Genomic DNA, 18,428 nt, shown 5'->3' on the forward strand with positions numbered 1-18,428 from the left:
CTTGGATATTCGCCCGAGCTGCCTGATTGGATTATAGTTAAGGCACTTTTACAGCAAATCAGTCGACCGATCTCGAGGGAGTTCTGTGGCAGGAATGGAGAACAATACCGAAGGTCGTCGTGATGGCGTGTGGGCCCAGCCGTACGTTCTGGCTTCCGGCCAGACCCAATTTCATGAGTTGGGGCATATTCGTTTATGGGTCACCCTGCTGGATCAGGAATGGCAGGTTCGTTCCGAAATGCTGGATCTGGATACGGACCCAGCCAGCTGGACAGAAACCATCGGCCATACTCTGCCATCTGCGTCTGTGCCGCTGCAGCGGTTCATTCGGGAACACCAGTCATCAACCGTCATGTTCCTGCCGGCTCTCGCTAACCGGCCTACCGTCATTCGGCCATTCCAGCCACTGACTATTCCCGCTGGCGGGCGATGCACAATCTATGTGGGAACCCTGCTCTGGATGAAAGTTTGCGTCGGCGACAAGCAAACCGTTCTGACGGAGATCCCTCTGGCGTCGCCGTCCATGACCTGGGTGGGTCGGACTACCATGGAGGGCGAGCTTTGTTATGCCTCGCCCAGTTTTGCCAGATTGGTCCTTGAGGCCGTACCCAAACGTCCCTGGCGAGCAGTTACCCCGGTCACGCTCATCAACCGTCGGGAAGAGCCCCTGTTGCTGGAGCGGTTCAGTCTGCCAACACCGTTGCTCTCATTGCACCAGAATGAGCGAGGGCAGCTTTGGACGCCCGGTGTAACGGTTGAAGTAGAGACCGATATGAATTCCGCTAGTCTGCATGTGGAGCCGTCATTGTTGGCTGCAGCCGGTGTTTGCAAGCATGTGGCGGATGCCCGTGAGAAGGTGGCCCGTGGCCGGTTGGTGCGCGCTTTTGACCGGATGTTTGGCTGAAATGGACCAGAGGGAGTCGATGCTTTGCTCGAAACAATAGAGACCGGTGTGATGAAGGTGTTTACCGATATCGCCTGGGGGCAGTGGATCAGTTCCGCTTTTCTTGTCGTGCTCGGGCTGTTTCTTGGTTCCCTGGCCGCCCGCAGCGTTGGCCGTTTCATGGCCCAGCGTACGTCCCGACACCATACCGTCATGGTCCGGCGGCTGGTGTTCTATGTCATCGTTCTCTTGTTTTTCGTGGCGGCACTGCGGGAGGCCGGGTTCTCCCTGGATGTGGTGCTTGGAGCCGCCGGTATCCTGACCGTTGCCATCGGCTTTGCCTCCCAGACCTCCGCCTCGAACATGATCAGCGGCTTGTTTCTGCTGGTGGAAAAACCCTTCGAAATCGGTGACTTCATTGAGGTAGATGCCACCATCGGCGAGGTAGTCGCAATCGATATGCTCAGCGTGAAATTGCGCACTCCAGACAACCTGTACGTTCGGATTCCGAACGAAACCCTGATCAAAACCCGGGTTGTCAATCGTTCCCGGTTTCCAATCCGCCGGCTCGACCTGACCGTGGGAATTGCCTACGCTGAAGATGTAGAACGTGTAGAAAGCCTGCTGCTGGACCTTGCGGAAAAGAACCCGGTCTGTCTCGAAGAACCCAAGCCGTTCACGCTGGTAACAGCGTTTGGCCCCTCCTCTGTGGATTTGCAGTTCTCGTATTGGGTGCCCAAGGAAAAGGTGCTTGAGGGGCGAAGCGGTATGATGGTTGCGATCAAGAAAACCCTGGATCGGGAAGGCATTGAAATTCCGTTCCCGCATACCAGCGTGTATGCGGGTAGCCATTCAGAGCCGTTCCGTGTTCAGCTGTTGGGGCCGGAAAAAATCACTGAAAAGGATCTCCCGGATGTCGACAAAGACAGCTGAAGTTATCAAAACCATCCCGCCAACCCCAGCCGAGAACAAGATGAGTCTTGGCTGGCGTGAATGGGTGGCGTTGCCGGATCTGGATATCAGCCGTATCAAGGCGAAAATCGACACGGGAGCTCGAACTTCATGCCTCCACACATTCCGGACCGAGCCCTACACAGAAAATGGTGAACGTCGCGTACGCTTCTGGGTGCATCCGGTGCAAAACGATTTGCATCAGGTTGTCGAGTGCGATGCCAAGGTACTGGACGAGCGGAACGTTTCCGACTCCGGTGGCCATAAGGAAATGCGCCTGGTTATCGAGACCACGCTGCTTATTGGCGGCCAGCAATGGCCCATTGAAATGACCTTGACCAACCGGGATTCCATGCGGTTCCGGATGTTGTTGGGCCGCACTGCCATGTCAGGGCGCTCAGTGATCTATCCCGAAGCTTCCTATCTTGCCGGCGAACCGGCCCTAAGGACTGAAAAATGAAAATTGCGGTACTGTCGCGAAATCGTCACCTCTACTCGACCCGTCGTCTGGTGGAGGAGGGCATCAATCGTGGCCATGAGGTGAAGGTTATCGACTGCCTTCACTGTTCGATGAATATCACTTCTGCCAACCCCCAGATCCACTATCACGAGGAGGTTCTGGAGGATTTTGACGTGGTGATCCCCCGTATCGGCGCATCAGTGACCTTCTATGGCACGGCGGTATTGCGCCAGTTCGAGATGATGGGCGTGTTCCCGGTGAATGAATCTGTGGCCATCAGCCGGTCCCGGGACAAGCTGCGCTCGCTGCAACTGCTGGCCCGGAAGGGTGTGGGTATGCCGATTACCGGTTTCGCGAACAAGCCGGACAACGTTCCAGAGTTGCTACAGATGGTGGGCGGGGCGCCGGTGGTGATCAAGCTGTTGCAAGGCACCCAGGGCATCGGTGTGGTGCTTGCAGAAACCCGCAAGGCTGCAGAAAGTGTGATTGAGGCTTTCATGGGCCTGAAGGCGGATATCCTGGTGCAGGAATTCATCAAGGAAGCCGGTGGCGCTGATATCCGATGCTTCGTAATTGGCGACAAAGTGATTGCCGCCATGAAACGTCAGGGGGCTGAGGGCGAGTTCAGGTCGAATCTTCACCGGGGCGGCACCGCTTCACTGATTCGAATTACCCCGCAGGAACGCAGTACTGCGATCAAAGCCGCCAAAGCCATGGGGCTGAACGTTGCCGGTGTGGACCTTCTGCGCTCCAGCAGGGGGCCGCTGGTAATGGAGGTGAACTCATCGCCGGGACTGGAAGGTATCGAGAATGCTACCGGCAAGAATGTGGCGGGCATGATCATCAACTGGACCGAGAAAAATCAGAAGCCCTGGAAAACGGGCACCAAGGGCGGGAGAGGCTGACCGATGGCCCGAGCGCCCTTTGAAATTGCCGGCACCGAGATTAAGGCAGGCACCCGTCAAACCGTGGAAGTGCCGGTGGCTAAGCTCTATACCCACACTCCCCTACATATTCCGGTGGAAGTGGTGCACGGGCGCCGGAACGGTCCGGTACTGATGGTGTGCGGCGCAATTCATGGCGATGAGATCAATGGCGTCGAAATCGTCCGCCGGGTGCTCACCAATTCGGCACTGAGGCATCTTCGCGGTACCCTGGTGGCGGTGCCAATCGTCAATATTTTTGGATTTGTGCAACGCACCCGTTACCTGCCAGACCGGAGGGATCTGAACCGCTGTTTCCCTGGCAGCGAGACCGGGTCTCTGGGCGGGCGCATTGCCTATCTGCTGCGCACCCAGATCATGGAGCGGGTAACCCACATCATCGACTTGCACACCGGAGCGATCCATCGGTTCAACCTGCCACAAATTCGTGCCGAGCTGAAGAACTCGGAAACTGTGCGGATGGCCGAGGCTTTTGGTGCACCGATCATTATCAATTCCGGACTGCGCGAGGGTAGTCTTCGTGCGTACGCCGATTCACAGGATATTCCGGTGATCACCTTTGAGGGGGGAGAGGCGCTGCGCTTTGATGATGTCGTGATTGGCAGCGGTGTGAAAGGCGTGATCCGGGTCATGCGTGAGCTGGAAATGATTCCGGCGAAAAAAGGGCCCAGGGCACCGAGAAAACGGTCTGAAACCGCTGCCAACTCCCAATGGGTGCGAGCAGATATCGACGGCATCATGCGGCCGGTTGCCCGGTTGGGCCAGAAGGTGCGCAAAGGCCAGAGACTGGCGATGGTGGCGGACCCCTTCGGCGAATCGGAAACCGCAGTGGTGTCGCCTTGCTCGGGTATCGTCATCTGCGTCAACAACCTGCCACTGGTGAACGAGGGCGAGGCCATTTATCACGTTGCCCGGTTTGACGAGCTGAGCGAGGCGGAAAAGGCCATGGATTATTTTCGTAGCAGCTACGAAGGCGATGTCGGTGATGACGTGGTTCCAGTGCACCCCTGGGATGATCGCCAGAAATAGAAAGGAGGGTCACCATGATCTGGGATCAGTCGATGATCGAATTGGCGCCTCTGCCCAGGGGCTTTCATCTGGTAACCAATGAAATCGTGGCCCAGGCGCCGGATATGACCAACTGCGAGGTTGGGCTACTGCACCTTTTCATCCAGCACACGTCGGCCTCCCTGGCGGTGAATGAAAATGCGGACCCGGATGTACGAGGCGATCTGGAACGCCATTTCAATGTCATGGTTCCGGAGAATGCGCCGCATTATGAGCATGTGATGGAAGGGCCGGACGATATGCCGGCCCATATCAAAAGCATACTGATCGGTCCCTCCCTGACCCTGCCGGTCAGTCATGGTCATCTGGCCCTGGGAACCTGGCAGGGGCTTTACCTCTGCGAGCACCGGGACCGGGCCGGAAGCCGGCGTATTGTGGCAACCTTGCAGGGACGCTGGTAACCCTGCGCTTGTGCTGCCCCGATGCCGTGGAACGTGTTGGTCTTCACCCATTGGCTCTTGCTGATGGGTGGATATCCACCCATTTTCAGCCCAGAATCCTTTCCTGACTTCACTAATGCTCTGTTTTAAATAATTAATTCGGAACTGGTCTGCTCCTTGCTCTTGGGATTACCCACCGAGGCAACATAGCTTCGTTGAGCACCCAACAAACAAAATGAAACGGGAGCATTCTCTATGAAAACCCAAGCCGTAATGGCGGTAGCATTCGCCTCCACCTTCGCCGTCGCAACCCCCGCAGCAGCCCAGGACCGTTCAGACTGGCCCACCAACTTCACCGTTGGTACTGCCAGCCAGGGTGGGACCTACTTTGCCTATGGTTCCGGTTGGGCCAACTTTGTGGCTGAAAACCTGGGCGTCTCCGGTGGCGCAGAAATCACCGGCGGTCCGGTGCAGAACATGGCGCTCGTGCATACCGGCGACCTCAAATTCGGCCTGACCACCATGGGTCCCGCCCGTGAGTCCATGGAGGGTAATAGCCCGCTGGCTCCGGGTATGATGATGGACAATGTCTGCGCCATGTTCCCGATGTACGAGACGCCGTTCTCGGTAACCGCGCTCTCCAGCTCCGGCATCACCTCCATTGCTGATATACCGGATGGCGCGACCATAGGCTTCGGACCGGCGGGTTCCACCTCCGATACCTACTTCCCGCGCATGATGGAAACCCTGGGTGTGAACTTTGAGCGCCGTAACGGCAGCTGGTCCGATCTGGGTGGTCAGCTCCAGGATGGCCTGATTGACGTGGTGGCTTTCGCGGCAGGTATCCCTATTCCGGCGGTCAGCCAGCTGGAAGTCCAGACTGATGTGAATATCATCGGTATGACCGATGCCGAGGCAGAAACCATTATCAATAACTTCCCGGTCTCCGAATTCATCATCCCTGCGTCCACCTACCAGTCCCTGGATGCACCTTCCCGCGTGGTGTCCATGTGGAACTTCGCGATGGTTAACTGTGATGTGTCCGAAAGCTTCGTGTATGAGATCACCAAGCTGACCATGGAGAACAATGACAAGATGGTTTCCATCCATAAGGCGGCCCGCAATTCGGTTCCCGAGAACTACACAAAGAACAACGTTCTGCCCTGGCACCCGGGCGCGGCACGTTGGTTTAACGAGAACGGTTACCCGATCGAAGACAGCAAGATCAAGTAACAGTGCTCAGGCGGGGGGCGGCCTGGCGGCCCCCCGCAAATTAAGACCAGCAGGGTTCTGGTCCCGATTTGCCTGCAAGCAGGGTGTGTCATGACTACCGAACAAAACTCGAAAGATCTTCCGGACATCGAAGTGGGCGAGGACCATGTGCTCGCACACAACGTGGATGATGAGCCGGTCGAAGCCAACCGTCGCCTGTTTGAAGGCGGCTTGCTGAAATTTGTCGCCATGCTGGCGATCGCCTATTCAGCCTTTCACCTGTATTCCCTTAACATAGCGCCCCTTGAGACCTGGTCGTTCCGGATCGTTCACATCGCCGGCGCCCTGGTACTGGGTTTCGTGCTGTTTGCCGGCGCCCGGTTCGTATCATCCGAAGAGGGTGGTGCCCGCCATCGGTGGACGACCTGGATCAGTGCTGGCGCCATGCTGCCGGCTCTCTATGTGTTGTATCAGACGTTCTCGTTCTGGCAGATGGTCCAGAATGGCGCCATGCGAATCCCTGCTGAACTTGAGGTGTGGCACTTTGGCTGGCCTTTGCTGGCGGCAACCGGTGCCGGCATTGTCATGAGCTGGTTTCACCAACGCGAGCGATCGGTGTTCAGCGTTCCCGATCTGGTGCTGATCGCCTGCTCGCTGGCCGTTGCCGCTTACTTTCTGGTGGTCTACAACACGTCTATGCGTATGTCGACCGGTACGTCCTTCGCGCCGGTAGGTATTTCCTTTGCCGCTATTGCGGGTACCGCCTTGATCATGGAGCTGACCCGGCGTGTTGCTGGCATGGCGCTGGTGATCATCGGCCTGGTTTTCCTGGCTTATGTGTTCGCCGGCCCTTACCTGCCGGGTTTTCTTGGCTACCCCGGTCTTTCCGTACAGCGGTTCTTCAGCCAGGTCTACACGGACGCCGGGATTCTCGGGCCAACCACCGCAGTGTCCTCGACCTACATCATTCTCTTCATTATTTTTGCCGCCTTCCTGCAGTCCTCGAAGGTGGGCGACTACTTCGTGAATTTTGCATTTGCTGCGGCTGGCCGTTCCCGGGGTGGCCCGGCCAAGGTCTCGATCTTCGCGTCCGGTTTGATGGGCATGATCAACGGCACCAGTGCCGGCAACGTGGTCTCCACGGGTTCACTGACGATTCCGTTGATGAAAAAGGTGGGCTATAGCAAACAGTCTGCCGGCGCCGTCGAGGCGGCCGCGTCTACTGGCGGGCAGATCATGCCACCGATCATGGGCGCCGGTGCCTTTATCATGGCTGAGATTACCGGCATTCCCTACACCGAGATTGCTATTGCGGCGATTATCCCGGCGATCCTGTATTTCGCCTCGGTCTATTTCATGGTGGATTTTGAGGCCGCCAAGACAGGTATGCGCGGCATGCGTGAGGATGAGCTGCCGAAGCTCAAAACCATGATGAAGCAGTGCTACCTGTTCGTGCCGATCATCATATTGATCGTGGCGCTGTTCATGGGCTACTCGGTGATCCGGGCAGGTACCCTCGCGACCGTTTCTGCCGCTGTGGTGAGCTGGTTGTCTCCCAACAAGATGGGCCTGCGGCAAATCCTTCAGGCGCTGGAAATCGCGTCCTACATGGCAATCCAGATTATCGTGGTATGCGCCGCGGCCGGGGTTATCGTGGGCGTAATCTCCCTGACCGGAGTTGGTGCACGCTTCTCTGTGTTGTTGTTGGATGTTGCTGCCACCAGCCAGCTGCTGGCTCTGATTTTCGCCATGTTCATCTCCATTCTGCTGGGTATGGGAATGCCCACCACGGCGGCTTATGCGGTTGCTGCCTCGGTGGTAGCTCCGGGCCTGGTGCAGTTGGGGATTGAGCCGCTGACCGCTCACTTCTTTGTGTTCTACTTCGCTGTGGTGTCGGCGATCACGCCACCGGTTGCGCTTGCGTCCTATGCTGCGGCAGGGATTTCCGGCGCCAACGCGATGGAAACCTCCGTGGCCTCGTTCCGGATTGGCATTGCAGCCTTCATCGTGCCCTTCATGTTCTTCTACAACAGTGCTCTGTTGATGGAAGCGGGGTGGTTCGAGATCGCAAGGGCGCTGGTAACCGCAACGTTTGGTGTCTACATGCTGTCTGGCGGTGTGCTTGGCTGGTTTGCGAGGGTTTCTGCTTCCTGGGTAACCCGAGTCCTCCTGATTGCCGCCGCGCTACTGATGATCGAGGGCGGGCTCTGGACAGACCTTACCGGTATTGCCCTGGCGGTTCTGGCCTTCGTCATCCAGAAACAGCGGAAAGCTCGCCTTGCCACGGCAGGTGTCGTGTAAAGAGGCATGGCTGCGAGGATCTGCGACAGAACAACCGTACCCTGTTAGCCAGGGTACGGTTGTTCTGGTTTCAGCCTGCCTATACTCTAGCGGCTTTCCGCGGTTGTTCAGGAACCGGATGCTATGTCCTACCGGATCGGTGCTGTTCTTGTTTTCGTTGCCACACTGGTTGTGTCCTGGCTGCTTGGAGGCTGGGTCGGATACCGGCAGGTGGAGCAGGAGAGCCTGGAAGAGTCGTTCCGTTACCGGCAGCTGGTTGCCAATGAGTTGAACCGGTATCTGCCGGTCCCCGAGTTGATGGCAGAGCATCCGCTGCTTGAACGGGCGCTGACTGACCCGGGTAATCCGGACGTTATTCTCGAGGCCAACGAGCAGATGCAGCGTATGGCCACCATTGTGGGTAGCTCCGACGTTTACCTGATGGATGTAAACGGCCTGACCATCGCCGCCAACAACTATCAGCAAGCCGACAGCTTTGTCGGCAGCAACTACGCTTTCCGGCCCTATTTTTCAGAAGCAGTGTCTAATCGGGATTCGGCCATCTATTTTGCTTTGGGGCTTATGTCGGGAGTCCGCGGCCTGTACTTTTCACATCCTGTCATCGACGACTCGGGCCGTCTTCTCGGAGTGGTGGCCGTAAAGGTTCTTGTTCATGAGCTGGAATCCCAGTGGGATCGGCCTGCTTCTCTCAGGGAAGCAGAAATGGTCGTGCTGGATGACGCTGGTATCAGTTTTCTGGCAAGCAAACCCAATTGGTTGTATCGGAACTTTTCAAATGCGGGGGTGGCCCCGGACGCGGCTTCCCGTCAGCGTTATCCGGACCGCGACCTGAACCCGATCGAATTCGATAACCTGGGTAAGCCCTGGGGCTTGTCGGAGAATTCCACTGCCATCAATATTCTTGAAAACGGCGAGGTCAGAGAGTATCTCAGCGTTCGAACGCCGCTGCCGAAACTGGACTGGAATCTTCAGGTAATGGTGAGCACGCGCTCTGTGGTCTGGACCCGTCTTGGATTTCTGGTTGGTGGTACCGCGCTGTTTTTTGGTGGTCTTCTGACCTGGCTTTATCTGCGCGAACGCTACCGGCGCGAAGCTGAACTTGCCTTGCGAGGCGAGCAACTGGAGCGCAGCGTGGCCGAGAGGACCGCAGACCTGGAGAACTCCAACCGCAAGCTGGTGGAAGAAATTCGGGAACGTGAACGCACCCAGAACGAACTTCGGGAAACCCAGCAGGAGTTGATTCAGGCGGCAAAACTGGCGGTGCTAGGACAGATGTCTGCAGGGCTCAACCACGAAATGAACCAGCCTCTGACGGCCATTCAGACCTACGCACGAAACAGCCGGCGCTTCCTTGAGAAAGGCGCAAGCGAGATGGTCGATGCTAACCTGTCAGAGATCATCGTCCTGTGTGACAAGATGGCGGAGCTGACCCGGCAGTTCAAGGTGTTCGCCCGCAAATCCGAGGGCCCGCCTGCAGTGGTCGATCTCCGGCAACCGATCGATGCTTCGTTGAAAATTATCGTTGCCCAGCAATCGAGCTCAGAGATCGACATCCAGTGGCGCCGCCCAGAGGCGCCGGTGATGTGCCACGGCGACTTGATCCGGATAGAGCAGGTCATGGTCAACCTGATGGCCAATGCGGTTCAGGCGGTTGAGGGTGGCGAGCGACCGGAAATCCGGATCGATATAGAAGAGACCGAGCATTGCTGGAAATGTCTGGTCCGTGACAATGGGCCCGGGTTGCAGGGCGACACCGAACAGATCTTCGAGCCCTTTTTTACCACCAAGTCGGTCAAACAGGGCCTGGGCCTGGGGCTTTCCATATCGCGCCAGATCGTGGATGCGCTGGGTGGCAGCCTGATCGGCCGCAATCGCAAGGACGGCCCCGGCGCCGAATTCGTTGTAACCCTCAAGAAGCGGGAGGCCACGGAATGACAGAATCTTCGGTAATCTTTGTGGACGATGATCCACACATCCGCCAGGCCATTGCCCAGACGCTGACCCTGGAGGACCTGCCGGTCAGCTGTTTCGAGGGGGCGCCGTCGGCACTCAAGCACATCAATGCCGAGTATGACGGTGTGGTTCTGTGTGATTACAACATGCCGGATATGAACGGCCTGGAGATGCTGGACCGGATCCGATCGATTGATGACACCATTCCGGTGATCATCCTTACCGGCCAGGGGGACATAAGCACCGCCGTTACGGCAATGCAGCAAGGGGCGTACGATTTCATTGAAAAGCCCTTTGATCATGACGAGCTGATTGAGCTGCTTCGCCACGCCCTTGAGAAACGACACCTTGCCCTCGAAAACCGCCGTCTCAAGGCCCAGTTGCGTCACCTGGCCAGGCCCGGCCCCCGGATGCTTGGCGATTCGCCGTCCATGCGGAAAGTCATGGCCACTATTGATCCGATTCTTGATATTTCCGCCAATATTCTGCTGCATGGAGAGACCGGGTCGGGTAAGGACGCGCTGGCCCGGTATATCCACGAGAACAGTGGCCGCAGCGCCCATAATTTTGTTGCAATCAACTGTGGGGCGGTCCCCGAGAACCTGATCGAGAGCGAACTGTTTGGCCACGAAGCCGGTGCCTTCACCGGAGCGGAGAAACGCCGTATCGGCAAGATCGAGCATGCTCACAAGGGCACCCTGTTCCTCGATGAAGTGGAAAGCATGCCCATGCCGTTGCAGGTTAAGCTGTTACGGGTGCTGGAGGAACAACGGGTAGAGCGCCTGGGTAGCAATCAGGTGCAGGAAGTGGACGTGCGCATCATTGCTGCCACCAAGGCCGACCTGAAAAAACTCAGTGACGAGGGCGAGTTCCGGTCTGATCTCTACTACCGTCTAAACGTTGTGAAAGTGGATATTCCGCCGTTGCGAGAGCGCAAGGAAGACGTGCCGATGCTTTTCCACCACTTCGTACTCATTGCGGCCGCTCGCTACGATCGCGAAAGCATTCCCCTGGATGCCGGCCAGGCGGCCCGGCTGATGCAGCATTCCTGGCCCGGCAATGTTCGTGAACTCAGGAACCTGGCGGAGCGCTATGTGTTATTGGGGCCTGCAGCACTGGACGAGAATGAGCCGTCGGATGCCGGCAACGTAGCAGGCCGCCAGACGCTGGCTGAAATGATGGATGGTTTCGAACGCTCTGCTATTGTCAGCGCCCTCAACGTCAGCCATGGCAGCATCAAGGACACCATGGTGCAGCTTGGTATTGCCCGTAAAACCCTGTACGACAAGATGCGCAAACACGGGCTGGATAAAGCCCAGTTCAAGGACTGAGCTACAAAATTTTACCGTCGCGGTTACCGGGCAGAAACAAACTACGCATTATCATCAATGATAATTCCGGCGGGTTTTTCGTAGTCTTGCGGGTTTTTCCGTGCCGGGCCACCCGGCTCCCTGATTGTTCAACCTGAAAGACGACCAGCCATGAAAAACCTGACCATCCAGACACGGGTGCTATTGCTGGCCCTGGTGCCGGTGATTGTCCTTACCGCATTCCTGACAAGCTACAACCTGAATCAGGCCAGATTTATTGGCGAGGAGGCCGTTGCCGGCTTCTCCTCCGATATGGAGGAGAGCAAGCGGCAGGAGCTGCAAAATTATCTGGCCGTCGCCAAGTCCTCTATCGCGCATCTCTACAATCAACCGGGCTCCGCGGACGATCCGGAGGTTCGCGAAAAAGCCTGGGAGATACTCCGACAGCTTCGCTTCAACGATTCGGGAAGTACTGGTTATTTCTTTGCCTATGACACCAAAGGCGTCAACGTAATGCACGGTGTTAACCAGTCGCTCGAGGGCAGGAATCTGTGGGATTTCCAGGACCCGAATGGAACCTATCTCATTCGTGAGTTGGTGAAGGCGGCGCGTGGTGGCGGCGGCTACGTTCCCTATGGCTGGAAGAACAGCGATACCGGGGAAGTGGCCCCCAAACTGGGTTACGCAGAAATGCTGCCAAAGTGGGGCATTATGATCGGGACCGGATTCTGGGTTGATGGCCTGGAAACGCAGGTCACCGAGATGGAAAACCATGTTGGCGATTCCTTGCGCGACGCGATCATCGGGTCAGTCACCACTTCACTGATTGCACTGGCGCTGATCGTCCTGCTTGCCCTGGTTGTGGTACGCAGCATTATTCGTCCCCTGAAATCTGCGGTTTCAGCGATGAACGATATTGCCAGTGGTGATGGCGATCTGACCCGGCGCCTGGACGTTTCCGGCAAAGATGAGCTTGGACAGCTGGCCACCGCCTTCAACAGTTTTGCCGACCAGGTCCATGGACTGGTTGAGCGGGTACTGTCATCCACCCGGACACTGAACGAGGCCACGGCAGATCTGAATCAGGTCATGACCGAAGCCGAACAGGGTGTTGAGCGGCAGAAGTCCGAGAGTGATCAGGTTGCCACGGCCATGAATGAGATGACGGCTGCTGCCCAGGAGGTTGCCAGCAACGCCAGTGAAGCCTCCACGGCAGCCGACCATGCCAATGGGCAGGTCTGTGACGCTCAGGGTCTGGTGCACCAGGCTACCGAGGTCATTGGTGGGCTTTCAGAGCAGGTCAGTGAGGGGGTTCGCGTTATTGAACAGCTGGGCGCTGACTCCCGTCGCATTGACAGTGTGCTTGAGGTCATTCGTGAAATTGCCGATCAGACCAACCTGCTGGCGCTCAACGCGGCGATCGAAGCAGCACGAGCCGGTGAGGCCGGGCGAGGTTTTGCCGTGGTTGCCGATGAGGTGCGCACGCTGGCTCGCCGGACCCAGCAGAGTACCCAGGAAATCCAGGACATGATTGAGCGGTTGCAGTCCGGTGCCGGCAATGCGGTCAAACTGATCGGCTCAATCAGTGAGCGCAGTGAAGCAACCGTTGAAGAAACCCGCCAGGTGAACGAGGCGCTGCAGCGCATTGGTCAGGCGGTGGCAACAATCACGGATATGAACACCCAGATTGCCAGCGCTGCGGAAGAGCAGACCAGTGTTTCTGAAACCATTAACCAGAATGTGCACGAGATTGTTGCCATTACCGAACAGACGGCCCAGGGAACCCGCCGAGCCGGAGACGCAACTCAGCGCCTGAAAAATCTGGCGTCGGAGATGTCGGATGAGGTTAGTCGCTACCGGGTCTGATTCCAGCCGGTAATCTCGGGGGAAAGGGCAGAACGCGCGTTCTGCCCTTTTTTGTATCTGTGTCCCGTCCTGGACTGTCAGAGATTGGCTTCGGCAAACTCCGCCAGGACCGAGCGGGGTACACCCTGCAGGTGGATGTGGGCGCCATGGCGGAAGCCCTTGAAGCGCTCGGTCATATAGGTGAGGCCAGAACTCAGGGCGCTCAGATAGGGTGTATCGATCTGCGCTAGGTTGCCCAGACAGATTACCTTCGAGCCATTACCTGCCCGGGTAATAATGGTCTTGATCTGGTGCGGCGTCAGGTTCTGGGACTCGTCTATGATGATCAGGCTGTGCTGGAAACTGCGGCCCCGGATGTAATTCATGGACTTGAAGTGCAGGGGTACCTTGCTGAGGATGTAGTCGACGCTGGCGGTCATGTTCTCGTCGTCTTCGTGGAGCGCTTCCAGGTTGTCGACGATGGCGCCCAGCCAGGGCTCCATTTTTTCAGCCTCGGTGCCGGGCAGGAACCCGATGTCCTCATCCAGCCCCTGGGTGGAACGGGTGGCGATAATGCGCTTGTAAAGCTTGCTGGCCACGGTCATCTCGATACAGGCGGCCAGGGCCAGGATGGTTTTACCGGAACCGGCAGAACCCGTGAGGTTGACCAGATGGATATCCGGGTCCAGAAGCAGGTTCAGCGCCATGGCCTGATAGATGTCCCGGGGTACCAGCCCCCAGACTTCCTCGTTCATCAGGTCGTGCTGATGCAGATCCTTGATAATCACCTGGGTGTCTGAAAGGTCTACCACCTTGCCGACAAAGCCCATTTCATCGATCACAAACTCATTGATGTTGAGCTTTGCCAGTTCTCCCTCGCGCTTGAGGATGTGCTCGGTGGTGCCTTCCCGCTGAACGGTCTCTACTTTCTCGATGGTGTCCCAGAAAGAGTTTGGAAATTCCCGATAGCCCTTGGGCAGAAGATCAATGTCATCAAGCAACTGGTCGTTGTGGTAGTCCTGCGCCTCCACGCCAAAGCCTCGCGCCTTCAGGCGCATATTGATGTCCTTGGACACCAGGATAATATCCCGGGACTTGTGGCGGTTCTGGAGCGCGGCCAGGGTATTGATGATCTTGTTGTCGTTCAGGTGCTCGGGCAGCGAGTGGTTGCCGCTGTCACCGGTGCTCATCAGGATCGAAAGACTGCCCAGGGGCTCGGCCTTCTTGCCACGTACAATGGGGACACCCTTTTCGATGACTTTCGGGCTGGCATCGCCCAGCAACTTGTCGATGTTGCGAATCGCCTGCCGGCAGTCAGCGGCCACGGCTTGCTTGCCGGATTTGAGGCTGTCGAGTTCTTCGAGGACCGTCATCGGGATGATGACATCGTGTTCTTCAAAGTTGAGGAGGGCGTTCGGGTCGTGGATCAGGACGTTGGTGTCGAGGACGTACATCTTTCTGCGAGCTTGCGGTGCTCTGGGCATAGGTGGCGCTACCTCTCTGGTGGCTCAGTCGTTATCGGCGCAGCGTTGCGTGAGTTCCTCATCCGAGATCACTTTCAGCATATCGTAAGTCGTTATGATGCCGGTAATTTTTGAATCATTGGTGACAAAGATCCGGTGCAGGTGCTCGCGCATCATGATATTGGCAATGTCGCGCACCGGCGTCTTCTCGTCAACAGATAAAACGATCGGGGTCATGATGTCACGGACTTCTACCGGCACCTTCCCCATTTCTTCAAAGATCACCATCCGCAGACGACGGGCTTCCTCGCGTTCCTCTGGTGTCAGATGCCTGTCCGCATCGGAGCGAGTGGCGTTCCAGCGGAATTCGGTGATGTCTTTCAGAGTGGCAATACCGACAATCTCGCCATCGTCGTCGGTGACAGGGCTGCCGGTTATTTCGTTGTCGGTGAGAAAGCGTGCCAGGCGGTCCATGGTCCAGGATTGGGGAACGGCCTTTATACTGGGTGTCATGATCTCGTAGGCGAGAACGGTCATTGATCTGGGCTGCCTTATGAAGTCCTTTCCGAAAGCTTAGCGCGTGATCCCTTGCGCGTCATCCCTTCACAGGCCTGACGGGTCAGGAACCGGGCGGACTGATGCCAATGAGTTGGCCATCCTCATCGTAGACCAGTTGATAGCCGCGATATTTGTCCCTGTTGGCAACGCGTTCCAGCTCTTCCATGGAGCGCACCGGAATATCCACCAGCAGCGAGTTCACCAGCCATCCCGGAAGTGAGCCATTGGGATCCGTGTGCTGAACCCAGACCATCCTGGTTTTGTCTCCTTCCGGGGTGAAACGGTACAGGGTGTCGGACCGGTCGACCCTGACCCGGCTGCTGCTCTCTGCCCGCTGATCGGGCATAGCGTTGAGATCCATGACAATCTCACCAGAAGCCCGGTCGCCCCGCGTCCGGATGCGCAGCACATAGTCCCGGTCGGTCACCGGCCATGGCATGTCATTCACCGAATAGGCAAAGCGATCATGGAACTCGCCATCGCCGAAGGCATAGGATTCAGAACAGTTGTGCACCCACTCAACACAGGAGCCGGGATTGGCCATGACGGCCATCAGGTTTTCGATGGGTGCATCGAGAACCGCCACGGCCTTGAAGGCCTTGAAGCTGGAGTCAGGCTGCTCGATGGTATACACCCGGATATGATCGGCTTCCTTTCGCAGTGTCCATTGCTCGTCGGTTTCAGTGGGCAGTTCAGCCCGGGCACTGGCGGCAACGGCAAATACCAGCAGTGCACAGATAAGCCCGCTGATGACCGAGGCCCAGCCCGTAATGCCATGGGCTATGCTCTTTCTCATAGGGTACACTTCCTTGCAGATGGTGGGCCGAGTCTAGCATGAGGCTTTTACTGGCATGGCCACAGAAACAGTGGATTGTGAACCAGGTAGCGACCCGCTGATACGATTCACCGAATTGGCCTGATCTGACGACGACTATGACCATGGAAAAGCTGATCAACGGCAAAGGACAGATAGTTCCCGGGGTGCTCGATGAACCGGTCAAAGAGATTAACTACCTGGACTATGACCTGCGTACGGTAATGGACCGCCCCCGTTCACGGCTGGCCCGGCGGTGGCGCTTCAACCAGTTCCAGTTCGTCAGCGCCATGGGTCCGGGATGGGTGTTTGGCCTGGCGGTGGTGGATCTTAAACTGCTGGGAAACGGGTTCTTCTACCTTTGCGATTTCGAGACCGGCCAGATGATGGAACAATCGTTCCTTCAGCCATTGGCCAGGCAGACCCGCATTGAACCGCTGCCAGAGGAGGGCGTGGCAACATTCAGCAAAGGCGAGGTCGACCTGCGAATCGCGCCAACAGCTGATGGCCGGACGATTGCGGTGTCCGCCCCGGGTGATATCCGTATCGAGCTTACTTTGAAAGAGGATCGGGACCCACTCCGCCTGGTGTGTCCGGCCGGTTACAATGGCTGGGTGTTTACCCGCAAGTCAGCTGGCTTGCCGGTGGAAGGGGAAGTGCGTTGGGATCACCGCATCTGGCGCTGCGACGAGCAGACCCGGGGCACTATTGACTGGAGCTGCGGCTTCATGCGCCGGGAAACCGCCTGGAACTGGGCCTGCCTGGCGGGTCAGCTTCCGGATGGCCGGTCCGTGGGTCTGAACCTGGCCGCTGGAGTTAACGAAACGGGGATGACAGAAAATGCGCTCTGGCTGGATGGTGTGTGCCACAAACTGGGCGCGGCAAGGTTCCGTTTTGATCGCTATCAGCCGGGCAGGGATTGGCATGTGACCACGGAGGATGGCCGGATTGATCTGCATTTTGTTCCAGCCGGTGTCCGCAAGGAAAAACTGAACGCCTGGGTGCTGGCATCCAACTTCCGGCAGTATGTGGGCTCCTTCAATGGAACGGTGACGGATGAGGCTGGCGGGAAAATCGAGGTTAAAGGCCTGCGGGGCCTGATGGAAGATCACTTCGCAAGGTGGTGAGAGATGGCCTGGCCCGCCCCATTCTACCCGGGACAGGCCAGGTCACACCGTTTATCGTTCTGGTAGCGTGACGTTCAGCTCCAGTACCGAGCAACTTTCGTTACGGTCCACTTCAACCTGAACCATGTCGTCACTGATCTGGACGTACTTGCGGATAACCTCAAGCAGCTCCTGCTGAAGCTGTGGCAGGTAATCCGGTTGTTCGCGCTGGCCCCGCTCGTGGGCCACGATAATCTGCAGGCGCTCTTTGGCAACGCTTGCGGATTTGTTTTTCTTGCCCTTGAAATAATCGAGGAAACTCATCCTTTAGCCCCCCTTGAACATCCGTGAGAAGAAACCCTTCTTCTGGGACGTCATGAAACGGTGTTCCCGCTCCTCACCCAGCAGGCGCGCGACGGCGTCTTCATAGGCCTGGCCAGCATCGCTGTCCTCTTCGAGGATGACGGGCAAACCCTGGTTTGACGCATTCAGTACAACCTGGCTTTCGGGAATGACACCCAGCAGCGGAATTGCGAGGATCTCTTCAACATCCGCTACAGACAGCATTTCGCCCTTTTCAACTCGGGCCGGGTTGTAGCGCGTCAGAAGCAGGTGTTCCTTGACTGGATCCTGGCCCATTTCGGCGCGGCGGGACTTGCTCTGCAGAATGCCGAGAATTCGGTCGGAATCCCGGACCGAGGACACTTCGGGGTTGGTAACCACAATCGCTTCATCGGCGTAATACAGCGCCATCAGAGCACCATGCTCAATGCCGGCGGGGGAGTCGCAGACGATGTAATCGAAGGTCTCGGAAAGCTCGTTGATCACCTTCTCGACGCCTTCTTTGGTCAGCGCTTCCTTTTCCCGGGTCTGGGAGGCCGGGAGAATGTAGAGGGTATCGACCCGCTTGTCGCGGATCAGGGCCTGGTTCAGGGTTGCCTCGCCCTGGATCACGTTGACGAAGTCGTACACCACGCGACGCTCGCAATTCATGATCAGGTCCAGATTGCGCAGGCCCACGTCAAAATCGATGACCACTGTCTTGTGGCCCCGTTTGGCAAGGCCGGTGCTGATCGAGGCGCTGGTGGTGGTTTTGCCAACGCCGCCCTTTCCTGAGGTAACGACAATAATTCTAGCCAAGGTTCTGTTCCTGTTTCTCGGTGGATTCGTCGTGTCTGCC

The 18,428-nt window shown here is 57.3% G+C and carries 17 protein-coding genes; 12 read left to right on the top strand and 5 right to left on the bottom strand.

Going from position 1 to position 18,428, the window contains the following annotated elements:
* The first annotated feature begins 94 nt into the window (after nt 1-94).
* The 11 genes from NUW46_RS05215 to NUW46_RS05265 all read left to right on the top strand — a co-directional run bounded on the left by NUW46_RS05215 (nt 95) and on the right by NUW46_RS05265 (nt 13,328).
* Nucleotides 95-904, top strand: a complete 810-nt coding sequence (locus tag NUW46_RS05215) for a hypothetical protein (RefSeq protein WP_136630223.1) — start codon at nt 95-97, stop codon at nt 902-904.
* Nucleotides 905-955: 51 nt separating this feature from the next.
* Nucleotides 956-1,816 (top strand): mechanosensitive ion channel family protein, encoded by an 861-nt coding sequence (locus tag NUW46_RS05220; RefSeq protein ID WP_136630237.1) that lies wholly within the window; start codon nt 956-958, stop codon nt 1,814-1,816.
* Nucleotides 1,797-2,294, top strand: a complete 498-nt coding sequence (locus tag NUW46_RS05225) for an ATP-dependent zinc protease (protein ID WP_069184063.1) — start codon at nt 1,797-1,799, stop codon at nt 2,292-2,294. The genes NUW46_RS05220 and NUW46_RS05225 overlap by 20 nt, the downstream gene beginning before the upstream one ends.
* Nucleotides 2,291-3,199, top strand: coding sequence for a 30S ribosomal protein S6--L-glutamate ligase (gene rimK / locus NUW46_RS05230; RefSeq protein ID WP_069184064.1), 909 nt, complete (start codon nt 2,291-2,293; stop codon nt 3,197-3,199). Before NUW46_RS05225 ends, rimK begins: the two co-directional genes overlap by 4 nt.
* A 3-nt stretch (nt 3,200-3,202) precedes the next feature.
* Nucleotides 3,203-4,267, top strand: a complete 1,065-nt coding sequence (locus tag NUW46_RS05235) for a succinylglutamate desuccinylase/aspartoacylase family protein (RefSeq protein WP_069184065.1) — start codon at nt 3,203-3,205, stop codon at nt 4,265-4,267.
* Nucleotides 4,268-4,281: 14 nt separating this feature from the next.
* Complete coding sequence (locus NUW46_RS05240) at nt 4,282-4,707, top strand: secondary thiamine-phosphate synthase enzyme YjbQ (RefSeq protein WP_418141563.1); 426 nt, start codon at nt 4,282-4,284, stop codon at nt 4,705-4,707.
* Nucleotides 4,708-4,941: 234 nt separating this feature from the next.
* Nucleotides 4,942-5,919, top strand: coding sequence for a TAXI family TRAP transporter solute-binding subunit (locus NUW46_RS05245; protein ID WP_069184067.1), 978 nt, complete (start codon nt 4,942-4,944; stop codon nt 5,917-5,919).
* Nucleotides 5,920-6,009: 90 nt separating this feature from the next.
* Nucleotides 6,010-8,199, top strand: a complete 2,190-nt coding sequence (locus tag NUW46_RS05250; protein WP_069184068.1) for a TRAP transporter permease — start codon at nt 6,010-6,012, stop codon at nt 8,197-8,199.
* A gap of 123 nt (nt 8,200-8,322) precedes the next feature.
* Complete coding sequence (locus NUW46_RS05255; RefSeq protein ID WP_153634551.1) at nt 8,323-10,134, top strand: sensor histidine kinase; 1,812 nt, start codon at nt 8,323-8,325, stop codon at nt 10,132-10,134.
* Entirely contained in the window at nt 10,131-11,483 is a 1,353-nt protein-coding gene (locus NUW46_RS05260; RefSeq protein WP_418141564.1) for a sigma-54-dependent transcriptional regulator, read from the top strand. Before NUW46_RS05255 ends, NUW46_RS05260 begins: the two co-directional genes overlap by 4 nt.
* 150 nt (nt 11,484-11,633) lie before the next feature.
* Nucleotides 11,634-13,328: a methyl-accepting chemotaxis protein gene (locus NUW46_RS05265; protein WP_153637260.1), complete on the top strand. Its 1,695-nt coding sequence runs from the start codon at nt 11,634-11,636 to the stop codon at nt 13,326-13,328.
* Nucleotides 13,329-13,405: 77 nt separating this feature from the next.
* Here the strand turns inward: NUW46_RS05265 and NUW46_RS05270 are convergent, their stop codons facing one another.
* The 3 genes from NUW46_RS05270 to NUW46_RS05280 all read right to left on the bottom strand — a co-directional run bounded on the left by NUW46_RS05270 (nt 13,406) and on the right by NUW46_RS05280 (nt 16,124).
* Nucleotides 13,406-14,791: a PhoH family protein gene (locus tag NUW46_RS05270; RefSeq protein ID WP_205632665.1), complete on the bottom strand. Its 1,386-nt coding sequence runs from the start codon at nt 14,789-14,791 to the stop codon at nt 13,406-13,408.
* Nucleotides 14,792-14,815: 24 nt separating this feature from the next.
* Nucleotides 14,816-15,307, bottom strand: coding sequence for an HPP family protein (locus tag NUW46_RS05275; protein WP_008176308.1), 492 nt, complete (start codon nt 15,305-15,307; stop codon nt 14,816-14,818).
* 82 nt (nt 15,308-15,389) lie between these two features.
* Nucleotides 15,390-16,124, bottom strand: coding sequence for an START domain-containing protein (locus NUW46_RS05280; protein ID WP_136629264.1), 735 nt, complete (start codon nt 16,122-16,124; stop codon nt 15,390-15,392).
* Between the two features lie 137 nt (nt 16,125-16,261).
* Between NUW46_RS05280 and NUW46_RS05285 the strand changes: the two genes are divergently transcribed.
* Nucleotides 16,262-17,269 (top strand): DUF2804 domain-containing protein, encoded by a 1,008-nt coding sequence (locus NUW46_RS05285; RefSeq protein ID WP_418141565.1) that lies wholly within the window; start codon nt 16,262-16,264, stop codon nt 17,267-17,269.
* Nucleotides 17,270-17,320: 51 nt separating this feature from the next.
* Here NUW46_RS05285 and minE read toward each other — a convergent pair whose 3' ends face one another.
* Nucleotides 17,321-17,572 (bottom strand): cell division topological specificity factor MinE, encoded by a 252-nt coding sequence (gene minE, locus NUW46_RS05290; protein ID WP_064227083.1) that lies wholly within the window; start codon nt 17,570-17,572, stop codon nt 17,321-17,323.
* Between the two features lie 3 nt (nt 17,573-17,575).
* A complete protein-coding gene (gene minD, locus NUW46_RS05295; RefSeq protein WP_069184076.1) occupies nt 17,576-18,388 on the bottom strand; it encodes a septum site-determining protein MinD in 813 nt (270 codons plus the stop codon).
* Nucleotides 18,389-18,428: the final 40 nt, after the last annotated feature.

Source organism: Marinobacter sp. MA (assembly GCF_048298425.1).
Taxonomy (GTDB): Bacteria; Pseudomonadota; Gammaproteobacteria; order Pseudomonadales; family Oleiphilaceae; genus Marinobacter; species Marinobacter salsuginis.